This is a genomic window from Acidithiobacillus marinus, from assembly GCF_002847505.1.
Lineage (GTDB): Bacteria > Pseudomonadota > Gammaproteobacteria > Acidithiobacillales > Acidithiobacillaceae > Acidithiobacillus > Acidithiobacillus marinus.
Window position 1 is genome coordinate 1 of sequence record NZ_MXAV01000022.1, and the last position, 18,929, is coordinate 18,929.

The following is an 18,929-nucleotide window of genomic DNA, read 5'->3' on the forward strand; positions in this document are numbered from 1 at the left end:
CCTGATCAATGTCAATCATGATACAACTTAAGATATTTTGGTGGTGAAAGGTATTGGGCCAGTATTGTTGGAGAAATTCATCGGCTCCACGCCGGTTGGCCAGCCCAGTCAACGCATCTTTCATCGCCATGGATTGCAATGAGTTATTCTGATGAATAAGCTGTTCACAATTGCTCTCAAGCGTAGCAATGAATGCAACGATTTGTTGCGCAACGGCCAGTTTTGCCAATAAAGTATTTCGGTCTATGGGTTTACTTAAATAATCATTGGCGCCTGCTTCCAATGCCTCAACCGCATAACTTTGATTATAGTGTGCAGTAAGAATCACAATATACAAGCGATGGCCAAACTCCCGACGCAGGCGGCGGCATAAATCAAGTCCGTTAATTTCAGGCATGACCCAGTCCAGTAATATTATTCTGGGAGCATTTTTATAGATCAGAGTAAAAGCTTCATCTGCACTGGAAGCCTGTAGAGTGTGGTATCCAGCAGGCTCCAGCGTACGTTGCAAGAGCGCACGGTCGCTGGCTTGATCATCAACCAGGAGCAATGTGTTGTGGTTTGGACTATCATGATGTATCCGCAAATTCAGCAATGCATTACGCACAGATTCCAGTTTTTCCTGGCCTGGTATGTTTTGAGATAGCTCAAAAATGTCGGCCACTTCTGCCCACTCTGTGAGAATTTGATCAAGCATAGTGGAAAGAGACGGCGTATTTATCCACCAGCTTCGGATTTTTTCTTGAAGATGTTCCAGGCTGCGATCAGAAGATGTTATCGCCCATTCGCTAATACTTCTGCCGGTTTCCAGAATATCAGCGAGTATTTCTAGGCGATCTGTATCTTGATTGTCCAGGCGCTCAATATTTTTCTGAACAGTGGTGGGATGGTTTTCAATGGCTAGTATCATTGTCTCCGGGAAGTGCCACTGGCGCATAAGTGTTGCAGTCAGCGCGTGTCGACTGAAACCAAAAAACTCTTTATCCAAAGAATACTGTTGTGAGTAGCTTAAAGCTGAAGCATTGAAGGCGGCACTTTTTTCAGGCTCGCTACAGACCATCATCAGGCTACCTATTTCACTTAATAATCCGAAAGTGAAGACTTCTCCGGCAGGCCAGTTTCCTATGGTTTTTGCCAAAGCTTGCATAGCAATAGCGCGTAACAAGCTTTTAGACCAGTAAGCATGCCAATCAAAGCCCGGTATGGATGCATGCGCGCTGCTGATCAGTGTGAGACCCAGCGCCATCCGGACTACGACTTGTAAACCAATGCGCATCAAGGCCTCATCCAAATCGATAATTGGTCTGATGGGGCGATAAAATGGAGAGTTGGCGAGTTTGATGATTTTGGCGGTTAAAATTGGATCGAGACGAATCAATTTTCCAGCCTCGTCCAGTCCGGCATTTTCATTTTGCAAGAGCTCCATGAGAGCCAGGGTGCTCCGGGAGGGTGAGGGGCAACGGCCTTTATCCAGCAGCGGTACAAAAGCATCCATATGCATTATCGTCTATCCCAAAATCATTTCAAATTGGCCGCCCAGTTCATGGACTCCAGTGAAATAGCAGTAATATCAGCAAGGCCTAGATCCCATTTTGGCGCCATCTGTTTGACAGTGTCTATATCTCCATGCTCCACAGCATCAATCAAAAGGAGTAATGCACCATCTTCACCTTCCTTATACAAGAGTGCCTTGCGCATTTCTTCTGAAATTTTTAGATCATTCAGAATCTCTGGCATGGGTTGCTGCAAATAGACATCTAAAAGAGAGAGCATTCCAATGAGAAAAGTCCGATTCAAGACCGCCGCTTCTTTGCTTGTTCTTGGAGACTTCTCGCGGAGAAGTTCAGCAAACTTGGCGCGAGTTGCAGCCATGATCAAAATGGGAGATTTGTGGCTGCCGCGACTGGCAAACAGCAGGAGGGTGAGCCAGCGTTGCAGGGGTTCCCTACCTAATAAAATCAAGGCTTGGCGAATGCTGTCTATGACTTTGCCGCGTGTCATTCCGGCAGAGTTCAGGTAGCGTAACAGTTGATAGGAAAGTCCGGGATCCCTCCGAAAGGCTTCTTCAATATCAGAGACTGGATTTTCTTCGAGTAACAGATTGAGCAGATTGAAAATCGTATGTTGATTGGAGGTCAAGGGCTTGCCCTTGATGATCTCGGGCTGCATATAATAAAAACCTTGACTGTAATCCACCCCTGCTTCAAAGCAGCGACGCGCCAGTTCGATTGTCTCCACGCGCGTCGCTATGATCGCTGGCTGTTGTGGAAGCTTGTAACTTCTGATGAGCTTGACCCATTTTTCCCATTGCTCTGGGGTGTTGCTGAAGCAATCAATTTTGATGAAATCAATAATTTTCAACAGAGCTATGTGCCAGGGCTTGGCCTCAAAACGATCCAGTGCCAGTCGAAAACCGAGCTTCTGAAGCTGGAGAAGTTGGCCCAGAAATTCTTTGCTTGGTGCTTCCGCAATTGTGAATTCGGGAATGACCTGGCGTGCAGGAAACAAAGCCAGACTTTTTTCATCAAATTGACTGTTGGTAAAGTTGATAAAAGCGGGTTTCCCGCCTAACAAGTTTTCCGGATTGAAAACACTGAATGTTTTGATCAACACCCGGGCTGAGCACAGGAAGGGATCTTCCAGGGGGCCGCTGTTTTCGTTACGGGCGAAAAGCTCATAGCCAATAATTTCGTCCTGCCGTCCCAGAATGGCCTGTCGAGCAACCAGTTCATCCTCTTCACTGGGTGGGATCGAGTGATCATTTGCAGAGTTCATTTATTCTATAACCTTTTGATTAAAAATAATTTTAAAATTTAAAAAAACTATTAACCGTAGTATTGCAACAGTTAGTCGATTTTGAGCATCCTGCCTATTGGAACAAGCCGTAGCGTCGTAGGCAAGAACTGTATCAGTATGCCCTAAAGTTTTTGTGGTGGCGTGCCGTAGAATACGCTGACTGTATCAGATTTGAGACAAACTACCAGGATGGATCAATAACATGGCATCAGAAACCCTTATCAGTGCCCTCGGTCAAGCCATACAAGTATTGAGTTCTCAGGTACGTTCCGGACGTACCCAGATGGAATCAGCTATTGCGGATATTATGTCTCGCTTCGTCAGTCTGCACCAACGCTTGGGTAATGCGGTTCAGGCCTCCAGAGGTGATGCACATGGAGGCTCCTCTCAGGATCTCGGAGCGCTTTTTCAAAGTAGTGAAAACGAGCTGTTGAGTGTGCTTAAACATATCGCCGTCGTTACGGCTCAGCATGAATCGCAACAAAATGTCATTTCTGCTTTGTTGAAACAAGTGAATGTGCTGGAAACGATGGCCAGAGATGTGGGTGAAATTGCTTCCCAGACGACCTTGTTGGCCCTTAATGCGGCTATTGAGGCGGCACGGGCCGGGGAACAGGGGAGAGGCTTTGCGGTTGTGGCCGACGAAGTTCGCAAGCTCTCCACCCGATCGAAGGAAACCAGTCAACAGATGGGTGAAAGCGTCAAAGAAATCACTACTTCGATTCGTGGCGTTGTCAATCAGTCTGCAAGCACTATTCAGCAAGAGCGCCAGTTTCTGGGCAATGCTGAACGCTCAATCCGTGATGTCTTGCAACGTCTGCAAGATATGACCCGACATTTGAGTGCTTCCGCAGAAACCCTTCAGCAGGAAGCAGAAGGAATCAGTCAAGAAATGGATCAGTTACTCGTGGCCTTACAGTTTCAGGATCGTGTCAGTCAAACCCTCAGTCATGTGGAGGAGGGCATGGAAGAGCTGCCTGGCCACCTGCAATATGACAGTGATCAAGGCATGCAAAAATGGTCGCAGTCTTTGTCTGGTAAGTATACCACCTCAGAAGAAAGATCTATTCACCGTGGAGAATCCTCTACGGCGACTTCCGTGGACCAGGAAATCACTTTTTTTTAATAAGGAAATCTCGCATGACGAAAAACATACTGGTGGTCGACGATTCAGCTTCACTGCGTCAGGTAGTGAGTATTGCACTCAAGGGCGGGGGATATAACGTGATTGAGGCGTGTGATGGTGTGGATGGTCTTGCCAAATTAGCAGCCGCAGAAAAGATCCATCTCATTATCAGTGACGTGAATATGCCCAATATGGACGGTATCACTTTTGTAAAAACCCTTAAACAAAAACCGGAATACAAATTCACTCCTGTTATTATGCTGACCACGGAAGCCGAAGAGGAAAAAAAACGCGAAGGACAGGCTGCCGGAGCAAAAGCCTGGGTCATCAAGCCTTTTCAGCCGCAGCAAATGCTGGCAGCCGTCAGTAAACTGGTTTTACCCTGACATGAGCCTGGATATTCAGCAGGAAAACAGCTCAGGAAAGCTGCAAATGCGTCTGCTCGGTGATTTGGATATATATGCGGTAGGGGCACTGAGAGAAACGCTACAAATAGCCCTTACCCAGTATCACGAGTTAGAGCTGATCCTGGAAGATGTCTGTGAAATTGATGGTGCGGGTCTTCAGGTTTTGGTTGCTGCCAAAAATGAAGCCTTATGTCGGGGTTCCCGTTTGTTCCTGAGAGATCATTCTGTTGCCGTGATCCAGGCCTTGCAGCTGTGCCGCCTTGATAGCTTTTTTGGTGATCCGGTCGTATTGACCAAGGAGATGCCCGGATGATGGATATGGATCCACAGATGGCTGCAGCACTGCAGACATTTTTTGAAGAAAGCCGAGATTTATTACAGGATATGGAAAGCGCTTTGCTTTTTATGGAAGAGCAGGGCGCAGATCTGGAGCGAATTAATGCCGTTTTTCGTGCGGCGCATACCATCAAGGGTTCTGCAGGCTTGTTTGGTCTGGAAGAGGTGGTACGTTTTACGCACCGTCTTGAAAATCTGCTCGATCGGATTCGATCCGGCAGTAAGATGCTTACTCCTAGTAATATCACTCTATTACTTTCTTGCGGCGATCATATCAATGATTATCTGGATCGTCTGGCATCTGCCTCTCCTTTAGACCAGCATTTTCTTGCTGAAGATCTTCGCTTGCTGGCCGCTTTGCAGTCTGCCTTGGAAGAAAAGAGCATCTCAGCTGATTCTGTATCAAAAAAGGGGGCAGCAGAGCCCTTTTCTTCAGGAAATGCCCTGGAAGTTTATGCGCAAGATGAAAATCCAACGGGGACTGACTATGAATTTCCATCGGAAAATCCGGTAAAAACTGCCGCAAATTGGCATATCTCCCTTCGTTTCGGCCCGGATACCTTTCGGGATGGTATGGATCCCTTGTCTTTTTTGCGCTATTTACAGCAACTTGGCGAAATTACCGGTCTGGTTACCCTGACCGATGCTTTGCCAGCTTTGTGCGTAATGGATGCTGAAACCTGTTATTTGGGTTTTGAAATAGGTTTCCGCAGTGTTGCCGACAAAGCCAGTATTCTCGATGTTTTTGATTTTGTAAAAGACAACAGCACGATTCATGTGCTGCCTGCACACAGTCAGATAGCAGCATATCTCAAAATGATTCAGCAACTTCCAGAAGCTGATCAGCATCTGGGAGAGATTCTGGTAGCGGTGGGTTCACTCACGTCTGAAGAACTGGAGAAAGCTTTAGCGCTCCAAGAGGATACAGATCAAGCAGGCCAACATCTTCCGCTGGGAGAAATCCTGGTAGATCAACAAATGGTGCAGGAGCCTGTAGTGCATGGGGCTCTGGAAAAGCAGCAGCAACAGCGAGAGTCCAAAAATGCCGAGCGTCAGATGTTGCGGGTGCGCGCCACTGATTTGGATCATCTGGTCGATCTGGTAGGTGAGCTGGTCATTGCCAGTGCTGCCAATCGTCTGTTTGCCGGCCAGGAAGATCTGGAGCCCCGGCTGGAATCTGCCACGCAAGTGGCCAGACTGGTGGAAGAAATCCGTGATGGTGCCTTGCAGTTAAGAATGATCGACGTGGCTGAATTGTTTCAGCGTTTTCCACGGGTGGTAAGGGATACGGCGCGCACCCTGAACAAGGATATCCGCCTCGAGATCAGTGGCGAAGGTACTGAGCTCGATAAAAGCATGGCCGAGAAAATTTCTGATCCCTTGATGCACCTGGTGCGTAATGCCATGGATCATGGAATTGAAGCGACAGAGGAACGTTTGGCGGCGGGGAAGTCTGCCCAAGGCTGTATTAAGTTGCACGCGCGCCATGATTCCGGAGGTATTGTGCTTGAAGTCAGCGATGATGGCGGTGGCTTGAATCGTGAAAAAATTCGTCGTAAGGCATTGGAAAAAGAGTTGATTACCGCTGAACAGATGCTCAGTGACGGAGAAATTTATGCCCTGATTTTTGCTCCGGGATTTTCTACGGCTGATACCATCAGCGATATTTCTGGCCGCGGTGTGGGTATGGATGTTGTCCGCCAGAATATAGAGTCTGTACGAGGGCGCATTGAAATAAACTCGACACCCGGCCAGGGGACGACAATGCGTATTTATCTTCCACTCACGCTTTCCATTATTGATGGTTTTCTGGTGCGCTTGGCACAAGATACGTATGTGATCCCTGCGGAAGCGGTAGAAGAATGTCTGGAGTATCCCCAGACCCATGGCTCGATAGGTTATATGGAGTTACGCGATCAGCCCCTGCCTCTGCTGGATTTGAGTACCGTATTCAAAAAAACAGTCTTTACTGAAAATCGCCGAAATATCGTAGTAGTGCGTCACGGCATGGAGCGAATTGGCGTGGTCGTGAGCGGAATTCTCGGCAATCAACAGACTGTGATCAAGCCCTTGGGAAAATTATTCGAGCGTGTTCCAGGGGTTTCAGCGGTGACTATTTTAGGGAATGGTGATGTCGCACCGATACTGGATATACCTACTTTGATTCAACGTCATTATGCCATCAGCGCAAAATCTGCGCCTGTTCATTAAGGGAGAAAAACATGTTTGGGAATATGCGTATCGGACTGCGCTTGGGTTTGGCTTTTGCACTAGTTATTTTGTTGTTGATACTGGTGGGTGCAGCCGGCTGGTGGGGGGCCGGGAAGTTACAGCATGATTTGGCAACAGCCACGGGAACAGTATCAAATAATTTTCATAAAATCGACGACATGATGCTGGCCACGGCCAAAATCAAAATCGCATTTGCTTATAGTTATGGATTACCCGGTCAGGCTAAGCAGACATCGCAAATTATTGCATCTGCTAGCGCAAAAATCATGCCTTACTATGCTTTTCTGGGAAGTCACCTGCTTGATCCAAAGGCTAAAGTGCTTTTGCCGGAGTCCAGAGCAGCCTTCATCGCTTTTATTCAGTCATCGCAGCAGTATCTGAGTCTGCTGGCAGCTATTAACCCCCAGAGTAAAAATGCCAAACAGCAAATTCAGTCTGCGAACCAATATTATCAAGGTACAACATTACCAGCGGAAAATCATTTACATGCGATCAATTGGAAATTACGGCACGATGCCTTACTAAATATGACTATATTAAAAAAGAAAGGTGACAGTGACGTGGCTCTGGTCATGGATGCCATTGTGATTATTGCCCTGATCTCCATCCTGTTGGGGATTCTCATTGCCTGGGGTTTGTCCCGCTCCATCACCCGCCCTCTGGCAGAGGCGGTCAGCATATCCGAGCGGGTAGCCGATGGAGATTTGAGCATGCAGGTGGTCGCCCGTACCCGGGATGAAACCGGACGCTTGATGGCAGCCATGGCGCAGATGGTTGAAAAGCTCACTCAGACCATTGGTGAGGTGCGCAGTGCTGCGGATAATCTTTCCAGTGCTTCAGAGGAAGTGAGTGCCACTTCCCAATCCTTATCTCAGGCGGCTTCAGAGCAAGCTGCCAGCGTGGAAGAAACCTCGGCCACCCTGGAAGAAGCGGCTGCTTCCATCAAGCAAAATGCGGAAAATGCCCGGGTTACCGACGATATTGCCACGGGTGCTGCGAAGGAAGCTCAACTCGGCGGTGAGGCCGTCACGAATACGGTTCAGGCGATGAAAAACATTGCCGAAAAAATTGGCATAATTGATGATATTGCTTATCAAACCAATATGTTGGCCCTCAATGCCGCCATTGAGGCGGCGCGGGCGGGAGAGCATGGTAAGGGGTTTGCCGTGGTTGCTGCCGAGGTGCGAAAATTGGCTGAACGCAGTCAAGTAGCTGCCCAAGAAATAGGCACATTGGCCGGTAACAGCGTCAAAGTGGCGGAACAGGCAGGAAGTGCACTGAATGCACTGGTTCCTGCAATTGGCAAGACTTCTGACCTGGTTCAAGAAATCAATGCGGCTTCCAATGAGCAGGCTACCGGTATTGATCAGATCAACATGGCCGTGGGCCAGCTGAATCAGGTAACCCAGCAAAATGCTTCGGCCTCAGAAGAGCTTGCCGCGACGGCAGAAGAAATGAGTGGGCAGGCTGAACAGCTGCAACAGCTCATGGCGGCTTTTCGCCTGCGTTCAGGAGGTGGGGCTGCAAAATCCGGAACGCGAGATTTTTCTTCAGGACATAAGGAAAGTGCTTCTGTAGCGCACCTGAAAAGTGCGTCAGAGGGGGCCAGTCATAACGATCACCAAGAATTTGTCCGCTTCTAAGGAGGTCGTCATGGAAATGGTAGCAGTCGGCGGTGCATCGACAGAGCAGCGATCCTGGCCCGGGCAGTATCTGATCGTGCAATTACAAGGTGAAGCTTTTGGGCTGGATATATCCAGCGTCAGAGAGATTATTGCCTATATTGTGCCAACCCAGATTCCAATGATGCCGGATTTTGTGGTAGGCGTCATCAACTTGCGGGGACAGGTAGTCCCGGTCATTGATATGGCCAGAAGATTTGGCCGACCGACCACACAGATCCATAAACGCAGCTGTATTATTATTCTCGATTTACAGGATGGACACTCCCGGCAGCGCTTGGGAGTGGTTGTGGATGCGGTGAATGAAGTATTGGAATTTACGGCAGAGCAAATTGAGGCTGCTCCCCAATTTGGGGCGGGACTACGTACCGAATTTATACGGGGCATGGGTAAGGTGGCAGGAAGCTTTATGATTTTGCTGGAAATGGGACGCGTATTGTCTTTGGAAGAGATGTCGGCATTGTCTGCAGTTGCCGCAGAAGCAGATGCAATTGGCGCTGTAGATTCGGGGAGCTAATCATGGCCTCTCCTTCGGGCGAAATAATACTGACTCCGGCTGAATATCAACATATTCAAAAATTTCTTGCGCATGAAGCGGGTATATCACTGGGGCCATCCAAGCAAACCCTGGCCATGGGACGCTTGGGAAAGCGTTTACGGGCGAGGAATTGTTTGAATTACGAGGCTTATCTGCAGTTGCTGCATCAAGACAGTGCGGAGCGCCAGCAAGCTATAGATTTGCTGACGACCAATGAAACCTATTTTTTTCGGGAGCCCAAACATTTTGCCTTTCTCGGCGAACAGGCCATACCCACCTGGAGCTCCCGGGACAAGGTCCGTATCTGGAGTGCTGCCAGTTCATCGGGTGAGGAAGCTTATAGTATTGCCATGGTTCTCGCGGAAAGGCGGGGCAAAAAATGGGAGATTTTTGCTTCGGATTTGAGTAGCCAGGTATTATTAACCGCAGAACGTGCCATATATCCGATGACGCGCGCTGAAAAAATACCTAAAGCCTACTTAAAACGTTACTGTTTAAGGGGAACGGGGCATCAGGAGGGCTTTTTTTCTATCGCACCTGAAATTCGTGGTTTTGTCAATTTTGCACAAATTAACCTCAACAAGACATTGCCAGATGTGGGGGAATTCGATATGATTTTTTTGCGCAATGTTTTGATCTACTTTGAGGTTCCAGAAAAAAGAGCGATTTGTCAGCGCTTATTGCAAAAATTGCGTCCCGGAGGTTTTTTTCTGGTTGGGCATTCAGAAAGTCTCAATGGGATTGTAGATAACTTACAATTATTGCAACCGGCTGTCTATAAGAAGGAATAAGCTTATATGGCTATTATGGAGATTTTTCTCCAACCCGGAGACTGGTACTTCGGGGATAAAGAAACACGTATCAGAACACTGTTGGGTTCCTGTATTGCCATCACAATCTGGCATCCGCATTTATTGGTAGGAGGAATGTGTCATTTTCTACTGCCCGAGCGCGGTCACTGCGTAGCGACAGCGGGACTCGACGGAAGGTATGGTGATGAAGCCATGGCCACTTTGTTGCAGGAAGTGCGGAAACAACATACCTATCCCAGTGAATATATATGTAAAATTTTTGGTGGCGGCAATATGTTTCAGTCGTTGGCAGCTCGTCACTCTTTCAGAGAGCAGCGTGCTGTCAGCGCAAGTGAGTGCAGTGATGTTCCCTGTAAAAATGTGCGGGCAGCCCGCAACTTGGTGCACCAGGCGGGTTTTCGGGTAACGGCTTCACATTTGGGCGGACACGGTCATCGCAACTTGTATTTTGAAATCTGGTCAGGCGACGTTTTTCTGAAATTTACGGGACACGGAGCAGACGTAAAAGCGGCAAATATAAAAGCAGGCAATGCATGAAAACAATAAGAGTGCTGATATGACGATACAGGTTTTCATTGTGGATGATTCAGCAGTTGTGCGCCAGGTTTTACAGGCGGCATTAAGTCAGGATCCGGAAATTGCGATACTGGCCACAGCCCAGGATCCCATGTTTGCCTGGGACCGCATGCAGCGGCAATGGCCCGATGTAGTTATTCTCGATATTGAAATGCCGCGTATGGACGGGGTGACCTTCCTGCGTAAAATCATGAGGGAGCATCCCTTACCGGTAATTATTTGCTCCAGCCTTGCTGAATCCGGTGCCCAAATCACCCTGGATGCTCTGGCTGCGGGTGCCGTACAGATTATCCAGAAGCCCCAGAGCGGTCTACGCGACTTCCTGCAAAAAGATGCTCCGGAAATCATTCGCGCGGTCAAGTCTGCAGCCCGAGTTAATTTGCGTAACATGCGACCGCAGCCAGTTTCAGCAGCTTTGCCTGTTGCTCCGCATTTACTCTTGCAAAAAAGTACCGAAAAGGTCATCGCGGTGGGCACCAGTACAGGGGGTACCCAGGCGCTGGAAGTGCTGCTACGCGCCTTGCCGGTCACGGTGCCGGGCATCGTGGTGGTCCAGCATATGCCCGAAAAATTTACGGCCGCTTTTGCGGCGCGTTTAAATAGCGTCAGCGCGTTAGAAGTGCGTGAAGCCAGAGACGGTGATCGGGTTTTGCCGGGGCGCGCTCTGATTGCGCCGGGCGGTAAGCATATGCGCCTTATCCGCAGTGGCGCCCAATTTGCCGTGCAGGTTTTTGACGGGCCTTTGGTCAAGCACCATCGTCCTTCAGTAGATGTATTGTTTCGCTCCGTCGCCCAGGTAGCGGGGCGCAATGCCTGGGGGGTGATCATGACCGGGATGGGGGATGATGGCGCCCAGGGCTTGCTGGAAATGCATGGAGCAGGAGCGCACACCATTGCCCAGGATGAATCCAGTTGTGTAGTTTTTGGTATGCCCAAAGAAGCCATCAAGCTCGGCGGAGTGGATGAGATTGTGCCTTTACCACATATTGCCAGTCGCCTGCCGCGAACGTTGGAGGGCGTTCGCCTATGAGTTCAAGTCAAGCCACGCTGTCTGCTAAAAATACAGTCATGTCCGCCAGTCTGGATAAATTGATGCATGGCACGCAGCGACTTCAACGACTTCAGCGGGTTTTCACTCTCGGTATTATTCTGGCTTTTGTGAGTCTGGCTGTGTTGACAGTTTTCAGCATAGGTAGTTGGCAGGCACATCTGCTGGAGCGTTCCCGGGACCGGACAAAAGATATGGCGGTTCATCTGGCCGAAAGCTTTTCCAGTAACCTTTCCGCCATGATTGAAATGCACATGCGCGATCTTCAATTCATGGCAAGCCTGCCGACCAGAGAACTGAGTCAGGGCTTGGTGCAGCGCTTTAACAAAGTCCATCCTTGGCTCAATAATGTGTCTTGTAATCTGAATGAACAAAAATCAGCCCAGTTTACGGTGAACTATCCGCTGATTTTTGGGAGCGACTCCCGCTTCATTTGGCAGGGTGGGGTCAATCAGCCATTTGCAGATGCAAAAGGTTTGCTGCATATCCCGTTGCGGCTTTTTGCGGTTCCACTGCAACCATCTCTAAAGCGCATCAAAAAAGCTGGACGAAGTTGTCATGCGGAGCTTTTTTTTGGTAATCAACATGCCAGTGCCAGCCTGGAACGTGCGCACATCTTGCTACTTCTGGATAACCATCACCGGGTGCTGGCGCAATGGCAGAATGGACGCTGGCAGCAGGGAAAGCCTGTTCCGGCAGCCTGGACCGCAGCTCTGGACCTGCCGGTAAAACACACTCCCTGGATCATCAGTGCGCGCTGGAATCCTCAACCAAATCCAGACTTGCAGCACCAGTTAAAACGCCTGGATATCTGGACGTTGCTGCTGCTAGCTGCAGAGACCACGCTGGCTGGTGCGGCACTCATATGGATGTATCGCCGTTTTGTGGAGAACCGTTATCAACGGGCCCATCAGACCCTCCATGAAATGGTGGCAAAAGCCGCAAATCCCCAGGAAATATATGCCGGTCTGGTGCAGTTAAGTGTATTGGGGACGGGGGCGCTGGCTGCCTATGTAGCCATTCCCGGCGCGGAACGGGACAGTTTATCGGTGATTGCTGCTTGCGCTCGCAATCCCGGACTGGTCGATATTCTCCGGCAGTTACCCTTAAGCGTAGATCCCGAAAACTCTCCCTGGGGACAACTGTTGCCTGCCCTGGCTTGGCGTTTGCGGCAGCGCGTTGATCCACGTACTCCCCATGTTTCTGGTGAAATGGCCAAAGTCATTGTCCTGTATCCAGCCTTGAAAGACTTCCGTGAGGTGATTGCCTGGCCGGTTATTCCGGAAACAGCGCGTCAGCCAGAAGCGGTTTTTGTGCTGGAAATTACCCGCCTCAGTCGTTGGTTGTTTGGATATCATCTCATTGCTCATTGGGAAGCTCTACTGCATGATCTGGAACGTTATCTTGAGCGATTGCAGGATCTTCGAGAAAAAGAGCATTTATTGCAAACCGATACTTTGACAGGATTACCAAACCGTTCGCACTTTACAGATCTGGTTTCAGAACAGTTGCAGTCTGCGTCCTCAGCTACTGAGATGCGGGGCCTGGGGTTAATGGACCTCGATTTGTTCAATGAGATCAATACATCTTTTAGTTCTCTTGCAGCGGATCAGTGTTTGCAGGAAATTGCCAGGCAGTTAAAGACCACGCTGCAGTTTTCTGATGCGGTGCTGGCAAGGGTGGGGGGCGATGAATTCGGATTGCTCATCCCTATCTCTGGCGAAACACAACTGGAACAATATAGCCAGGATTTACTCCAGGCGGTACAGGCTGCGGCACAAAAAACACTGGAGGCCCATCTGACTACCTCATTAGGTTGGTCGTTGTTTCCGGCAGATAGCCGCGAAGTATGTATGCTGATGGCTCAGGCGGATGAAGCGCTGTCTGAAGCCAAGCGACAGGGTGGAAATACTTTCCGGCTTTACGGTGGCGAGGTGGCGCGGCGCGCCCGCCAACGTTTGTGGGTAAGACGTGATTTTCCAGGGGCTGTGCAGCGGGGCGAGATTCGGTTTTTTCTTCAACCCAAGGCGGATATGCAGAATAACTGCTTGAGCGGTGTAGAAATGTTGGCGCGTTGGTGCCCTCCTCAAGGCCACTGGATTGGGCCTGGCAAGTTCATGCCCTATGTGGAAGAAAACGCTCACCTGATTCGCATCCTTGGTCGTTGGGCACTCCAGGAGGCGGTACGTCTGCGTCAAAGGATGCAGAGTGAGGGCCTTGGTTTACAAGTTTCTCTGAATATTGGCGCCAAACATTTTCTGGATCCTGCTTTTAAGGAAGATGTGGAAATTTTGTGCCCGGATGGCCATGGACTTACCCTCGAAATCACTGAAACCGCTTCTGTCATGGGACGCAAATCCGTGTTACCGATGATGGCCTGGTGTCAAAGTCGTGGCTTCAAGTTATCCATGGACGATTTCGGGACTGGATATTCTTCGTTGCTTTCGGTGGCCCGCTTGAACTTTGATGAGCTGAAGCTGGATCAAAGTTTCATTCGCGCTTTTCGTCAGGATAAGGCCAGTTTTGGTGTGGCCGGAGCCAGCCACATGCTCAGTCGCCTGACCGCCTGTGAACTGGTAGCAGAGGGGGTTTCCACCCCCGAAGAATTGCATTTATGGTTGCTCCTGGGTGGTCGACATATCCAGGGTTATTTGCTTTCTCCGCCGCTCCCTGAGAACGCTTTTTTCCTGTGGAAAAATTATTTGTTGCCTTCTGTTATCCGTCCCCTGGATCCGGCTGGTGCCCGGGATCTCCTGGAGCTCTGGCAACAGATACATCCTGAGCAAAGTACATCGGTTTAGGTAATATGTGGCGCATATAGAGACGACAGCCGGCATGGGTATTGGTAATATTCCATGATCTTTGGAAAAGGGCAGGTACTATGTCGGAACCCATTCATGAAATGCGTCACCATTTGTTTTCCGAACGTTATCGGGTGACGGCTTCGGTCAAGGCCTCGGGCATATTGGAAAATCTGTGGCGGGAGCATGTTTTTTGCACCCTCTGGCTGGATAATCAAGTGCAAAGCTACAACACCCTTCTGCTGGATGTTCAGTCCGAGCCCGAGTTACTGATTGATCTTCCCCTGCATTTCCCGGAACAGATAGAAATTGGTGCTGCCATCACGCTGCTTTCCCGGGTGGATGGGGTCATCTGTGGTTTTCGCAGTACGATCATTCGCCATGATGCTGAGGGTATCGTCCTGCAGTATCCTGAAGAAATCTATCAGTTGCAGCGCCGCCAGCTTTTTCGGGTACCGCCCACGGTGCAGGATCCCGATGAAGTCGAAATCTACCGTCAAGGTGCTTTGATGGTTGGTGGAAGAATGCAGGATATTAGTGCCGGTGGTATCCGCATTATGAGTCGCTGCCCGAAGGATCATCCCTTTCAACCGAATGAAATTCTCACCCAGTTGGTGTTCAGGATTCGTGATAGTCAACCCTTGCATATGCCGGCAGTGATCCGTTTTGTGGATAATCATGTGGCTGGTGCTACCGGAGTGGTATTAGGTGTCGAATTCCAGGATCCTCCTGCCGCTGATCAGGAAAAAGTAGCGCAATATGTGCAGACCCGTGACCGGGAAATACTGCGCATGTTGGGTATTGGTTTGCGCAGTTCGGCAAAACCGTCAGATAACTCCTTACGCACCAAACTGAAGCGCTGGTGGTCGCATTGACGCTTGACGCCATGAAAGCAGAACGAGGATAGGCGGCTTATGAATCCCGCGACACTGGAGGGCGCATATACGATCCGGGTGCTGGAAAGTGTCCTGAATCAGAGTACCGCAAATGCGCTCTCACAAGCCTTAACGCCAGGCCATACCCTCAGCGCCATCGTGCTGCATAGTGCTCAGCAGCAGACTACCCTTGCCGTGGCAGGTAAGGCTCTGGCATTTGATTTACCGGGAAAATGGTCAGCAGGTCAGGAAGTACAACTGACTTATTTAGGGGGCGGAGAACAACCCCAGTTTTTGTTCATAGGACAACCGGCAACATCTGCATCAGCCCGGTTGGCTTTGTCGAAAACGGCACAATCTCTCAGTGACCTGGCCAAGCTGACGCAAGGTGCGGCATCTGCTGTACAGTCTGCAGCAATTCTCCCTGAAAATAACGGATCTGCGCCGCAAATTGCCACTTTTTTGCAAAATACGCTGCAATTTAGTGGCATATTTTATGAAAGCCATCTGGCCTCCTGGAGCCAAGGCCAATGGACGACCCAGCATCTGCTTGCCGAGCCACAAAATGCCGGCAAAACTTTTGTCCAGGAAGTATCAAGCAGCGCAGAAATGCATCATCTCCCAGCGTCTTCGTTACCTGCTTCGTCGCCCGCCAGCGAGCGTCTGGCATCGCCGCTTCCTGCCATGCTAGCGAATGAAAACCAAAATTCCAGACAAGGAGTGACGACCTATGCGCAAATAGCGGATTTAAAGGTGTCGGATGGCTCTGCATCTACCAGCAGCTTGAACGCGAGCGCACTGCAGGTTCTGGGTCAGCAGATTCAGGCCCTCAATCAGCAACAGTTTGTCTGGGCGGGGCTTGTCTGGCCGGATCAGCATGTCACCTGGATGGTGAAGCGTCGCGAAGGAGATAATCCTGAGTCTTCGCCGGATAATGAAAGTGCCTCCGGACAACACTGGGAGAGTACACTGATTTTGGACATGCCGCGCCTGGGGCATGTGGAAGCCCGACTACAGTTGCGCAAATCCTCACTTCATCTTGTGCTGACTGCGGCACAGGATGCGCTGTTGCGCGCCCATTGGGAAGAATTGACGCAAAGCTTGCAACACCTGGGTTTGCAAGTGGCCACTTCGCAGATTCTCAGACCCGATGAAACCATCCAAGGATAGGTCTAAAAGCGCCGTAGCACTGCGCTATCAGACGGACGATGCTGCGCCAGTCCTGATTGCTAAAGGGCAAGGGCTGATTGCAGAGCAGATTATCGCAAGGGCAAAGGAGGCGGGTATATTCGTTCATGAATCCAAGGAGTTGGTAAGTTTGCTCATGCAAATCGATCTGGATCAGCACATTCCTCCACAATTGTATCAGGCCGTCGCAGAAGTCCTGGCTTGGGTGTACCGTATTGAGCATGACCTATGATTTTTGCTAAAGTCATGATCCATAAGTTCCAGCAAGGACACGCATGCCACCGCAGATGTTACGTCAACTTACCGCACATGTTGCCCGGGTCAATCCTTTTCGCGTGGTTAAAATCAGTCTTCTGTTTGTCATGAGCCTGGCTCTCGCGGCTTGTATGGATGAAAATACTTCCTATGCGGTCAAACCCGGCCCCGAAAATCTTTCGGCGCCTGCCAGGACAGCTGCCGTTACTGCTCCTCAAAAGCCCGAGCGGTATCTGGATCAAATGGCCATCATTGATGCGCACAAGGATTTTTCCCAATCTCCCAATCCCGATTATGTGCTGGATGCCCGTTCCGTTCTGCGTTTTCCCAAAACCTATCCCATCGGCGTCATTATTATCGGAGATAGTATTCTGACTGGCTGGTCGGGCTACTTTGCCCATGTATTTCCCAATGCGCTCATCAGTGGCCGGGTGGGCAGGCAGTTCTCCAGTGCCATTCCCATCTGGAAGACCATGCAACAAACCCGGATTACCCAAGGGGTAGGTGATGTGGTCATCGAATTGGGCACCAATGGCGAGGTTCTCCCCTCGGACTTGCAGGAATTGCTGCGGATGATTGGTCATCGTCAGGTGTTTCTGGTGATGCCGGAAATGCCCCGCTCCTGGGAGCACGAAGTACAGCAATTATACCTGCAAACCGCTGCCACCCATCCCAATGTCCATCTGGTACGCTGGGACTTGCTCAGCCGTGATCATCCCCAGTATTTCTGGACCGATCTGGTCCATCCCAATTGGCAGGGCATTCAGGTGATGGTTCATGCCATAGCCCACGATATTCAAAAAACCGAAACTACACACTAAATCCATACACCGAATTTTGGCGGAACTGCTGGTATGCTCTATCTGGATTATCTGAAATTTCTCGCCATGCTGGGCGTTATCGGCTTTCATGTGCATGAAACCATCACTTTTAACAGTCCGTGGTTTTCGGGTGGTTACCTGGGGGTTGATGTATTTCTGTTCGTGTCCGGGTATTTGATCGAAAAATCCATCCGTAACAGCAGTAATGCGGGTTTTTTGCAGAACTTGGGATTATTTTTCATGAAACGCCTTTCCCGCATTATTATTCCCATGCTGGTGGTCACCTGGATAGTCGCCATCCTGGGGGTTGCTCTGCATCTTACCAGTTGGCAACCGGCCATCTACACATCACTTTTTGTGTATAATTTTTATCTGGTTTTTCATCACATACCGTATTTCCAGACATTTGCTATGCCGCATCCCTTTATTGGCATGTGGTTCATATCGCTTTTGGTACAATTATACATACTGCATTTTTTATTACGGAGTATCATTCGCAGTCAGCGGCTTTATGCTCTGCTCATGCTGTTCTTGATGCTGATTGCTGTCGCCGGTGCTTTCTGGCTGGGTATTCACCATCAACTGAATGCTTCCTATGTATTGCCCTGGCATGGTTTTTCTTATGTGGCCGGTATTCTGGGATACATGATTCTCCATGGCCGGGAGATAAAAAAACCATCTCTGCTCTATGATTTAGGAGCTCTTTTGGCAGGGCTGGGTATTCTTGTCTTACTGTTGCTGGCGCCTTACCTGAATTATGTGGTGTATTCTCTGCCTGTGTTGTTGCTGACCGCTTTATATATTTTTGCGGCAGAAAGATCTGCAGTTTTTGCACAAATCAAATGGCAACTGGGCGGCGCTTTGGGAGAAATGTCCTATTCTCTGTATTTATGGAATGTTCCGGTCATCTCTCTGCTGTATTATTTTTATCATGGTGCGGCGGATTATGCGCTGGTCGTGCTTTCGGTGGCTCTTCGTCAGATTGAGTGGGTAGGGGGTAGAATGCTGTGGAGCGGTCGTGCCCTGAATTGGAGTTAGCTGATGGTCCCTGAAGAGCTGTTTTCTCTCGCGTTAGGATTGGTTCCGCCGTGGTTGGTGGATCATGTGACTTTCACGGTGGAGGAGAAACGCCTGGATCTGCACATCAACTTTCCCAAGGGTAGTCGCTTTGCTTGCTCCGTCTGTGGTGAGGAGTGTCCGGTACATGATACCCGTGACCATACTTGGCGGCACATGGATTTCTTCCAGCATGAAGCCTATCTCCATGCCCGCGTACCTCGTGTGAAGTGCCAGGAGCATGGAGTGCATCAGATATCTGTTCCCTGGGCACGGGAAGGCTCGCATTTCACCCTGCTCTTCGAAGCGCTGATCATGACCCTGGTGCGGGAGATGCCGGTATTGACCGTAGCCCGCCTAGTCGGCGAGACCGACACGCT

General features: G+C 49.8%; 18 protein-coding genes. 16 read left to right on the top strand and 2 right to left on the bottom strand.

Annotated elements, in window-relative coordinates:
* The coding region (locus B1757_RS05750) for an HDOD domain-containing protein (RefSeq protein WP_216360829.1) at positions 1-1,495 on the bottom strand (1,495 nt) is incomplete at its 3' end.
* A 23-nt stretch (positions 1,496-1,518) separates the two neighbouring features.
* Complete coding sequence (locus B1757_RS05755; protein WP_253253736.1) at positions 1,519-2,613, bottom strand: EAL and HDOD domain-containing protein; 1,095 nt, start codon at positions 2,611-2,613, stop codon at positions 1,519-1,521.
* A 385-nt stretch (positions 2,614-2,998) separates the two neighbouring features.
* Between B1757_RS05755 and B1757_RS05760 the strand changes: the two genes are divergently transcribed.
* From B1757_RS05760 to B1757_RS05835, 16 genes are all read left to right on the top strand, one after another.
* The gene (locus B1757_RS05760) at positions 2,999-3,922 is read left to right on the top strand and encodes a methyl-accepting chemotaxis protein (RefSeq protein WP_101537413.1); all 924 of its coding nucleotides are present in this window, start codon (positions 2,999-3,001) and stop codon (positions 3,920-3,922) included.
* Between the two features lie 14 nt (positions 3,923-3,936).
* Positions 3,937-4,308 carry a response regulator gene (locus B1757_RS05765; protein ID WP_101537414.1) on the top strand — a complete coding sequence of 124 codons (372 nt, stop codon included), beginning with the start codon at positions 3,937-3,939 and terminating at the stop codon, positions 4,306-4,308.
* Between the two features lies 1 nt (position 4,309).
* Positions 4,310-4,642 (top strand): STAS domain-containing protein, encoded by a 333-nt coding sequence (locus tag B1757_RS05770; protein WP_101537415.1) that lies wholly within the window; start codon positions 4,310-4,312, stop codon positions 4,640-4,642.
* On the top strand, positions 4,639-6,876 hold the full coding sequence (locus tag B1757_RS05775; RefSeq protein WP_216360830.1) for a chemotaxis protein CheA: 2,238 nt from the start codon (positions 4,639-4,641) through the stop codon (positions 6,874-6,876). The genes B1757_RS05770 and B1757_RS05775 overlap by 4 nt, the downstream gene beginning before the upstream one ends.
* Positions 6,877-6,887: 11 nt before the next feature.
* Positions 6,888-8,540 carry a methyl-accepting chemotaxis protein gene (locus tag B1757_RS05780; protein WP_101537416.1) on the top strand — a complete coding sequence of 551 codons (1,653 nt, stop codon included), beginning with the start codon at positions 6,888-6,890 and terminating at the stop codon, positions 8,538-8,540.
* A gap of 10 nt (positions 8,541-8,550) precedes the next feature.
* The gene (locus tag B1757_RS05785; protein ID WP_172437620.1) at positions 8,551-9,096 is read left to right on the top strand and encodes a chemotaxis protein CheW; all 546 of its coding nucleotides are present in this window, start codon (positions 8,551-8,553) and stop codon (positions 9,094-9,096) included.
* Positions 9,097-9,098: 2 nt separating this feature from the next.
* Positions 9,099-9,908 (top strand): CheR family methyltransferase, encoded by an 810-nt coding sequence (locus B1757_RS05790; RefSeq protein ID WP_101537417.1) that lies wholly within the window; start codon positions 9,099-9,101, stop codon positions 9,906-9,908.
* 6 nt (positions 9,909-9,914) lie between these two features.
* Positions 9,915-10,466: a chemotaxis protein CheD gene (locus B1757_RS05795; RefSeq protein ID WP_101537418.1), complete on the top strand. Its 552-nt coding sequence runs from the start codon at positions 9,915-9,917 to the stop codon at positions 10,464-10,466.
* Between the two features lie 19 nt (positions 10,467-10,485).
* The gene (locus tag B1757_RS05800; protein WP_101537427.1) at positions 10,486-11,535 is read left to right on the top strand and encodes a protein-glutamate methylesterase/protein-glutamine glutaminase; all 1,050 of its coding nucleotides are present in this window, start codon (positions 10,486-10,488) and stop codon (positions 11,533-11,535) included.
* Positions 11,532-14,354: a putative bifunctional diguanylate cyclase/phosphodiesterase gene (locus B1757_RS05805; RefSeq protein WP_101537419.1), complete on the top strand. Its 2,823-nt coding sequence runs from the start codon at positions 11,532-11,534 to the stop codon at positions 14,352-14,354. Before B1757_RS05800 ends, B1757_RS05805 begins: the two co-directional genes overlap by 4 nt.
* Positions 14,355-14,434: 80 nt before the next feature.
* Positions 14,435-15,229: a flagellar brake protein gene (locus B1757_RS05810; RefSeq protein WP_101537420.1), complete on the top strand. Its 795-nt coding sequence runs from the start codon at positions 14,435-14,437 to the stop codon at positions 15,227-15,229.
* Positions 15,230-15,268: 39 nt separating this feature from the next.
* A complete protein-coding gene (gene fliK, locus B1757_RS05815; protein ID WP_101537421.1) occupies positions 15,269-16,399 on the top strand; it encodes a flagellar hook-length control protein FliK in 1,131 nt (376 codons plus the stop codon).
* A complete protein-coding gene (locus B1757_RS05820; protein WP_101537422.1) occupies positions 16,380-16,649 on the top strand; it encodes an EscU/YscU/HrcU family type III secretion system export apparatus switch protein in 270 nt (89 codons plus the stop codon). The genes fliK and B1757_RS05820 overlap by 20 nt, the downstream gene beginning before the upstream one ends.
* A 43-nt stretch (positions 16,650-16,692) precedes the next feature.
* A complete protein-coding gene (locus B1757_RS05825; protein WP_101537423.1) occupies positions 16,693-17,493 on the top strand; it encodes an SGNH/GDSL hydrolase family protein in 801 nt (266 codons plus the stop codon).
* A 33-nt stretch (positions 17,494-17,526) separates the two neighbouring features.
* On the top strand, positions 17,527-18,531 hold the full coding sequence (locus B1757_RS05830; RefSeq protein WP_101537424.1) for an acyltransferase family protein: 1,005 nt from the start codon (positions 17,527-17,529) through the stop codon (positions 18,529-18,531).
* A gap of 3 nt (positions 18,532-18,534) precedes the next feature.
* Positions 18,535-18,929, top strand: a 395-nt coding sequence (locus tag B1757_RS05835; protein WP_143484229.1) for a helix-turn-helix domain-containing protein, incomplete at its 3' end; no start/stop codon positions are given.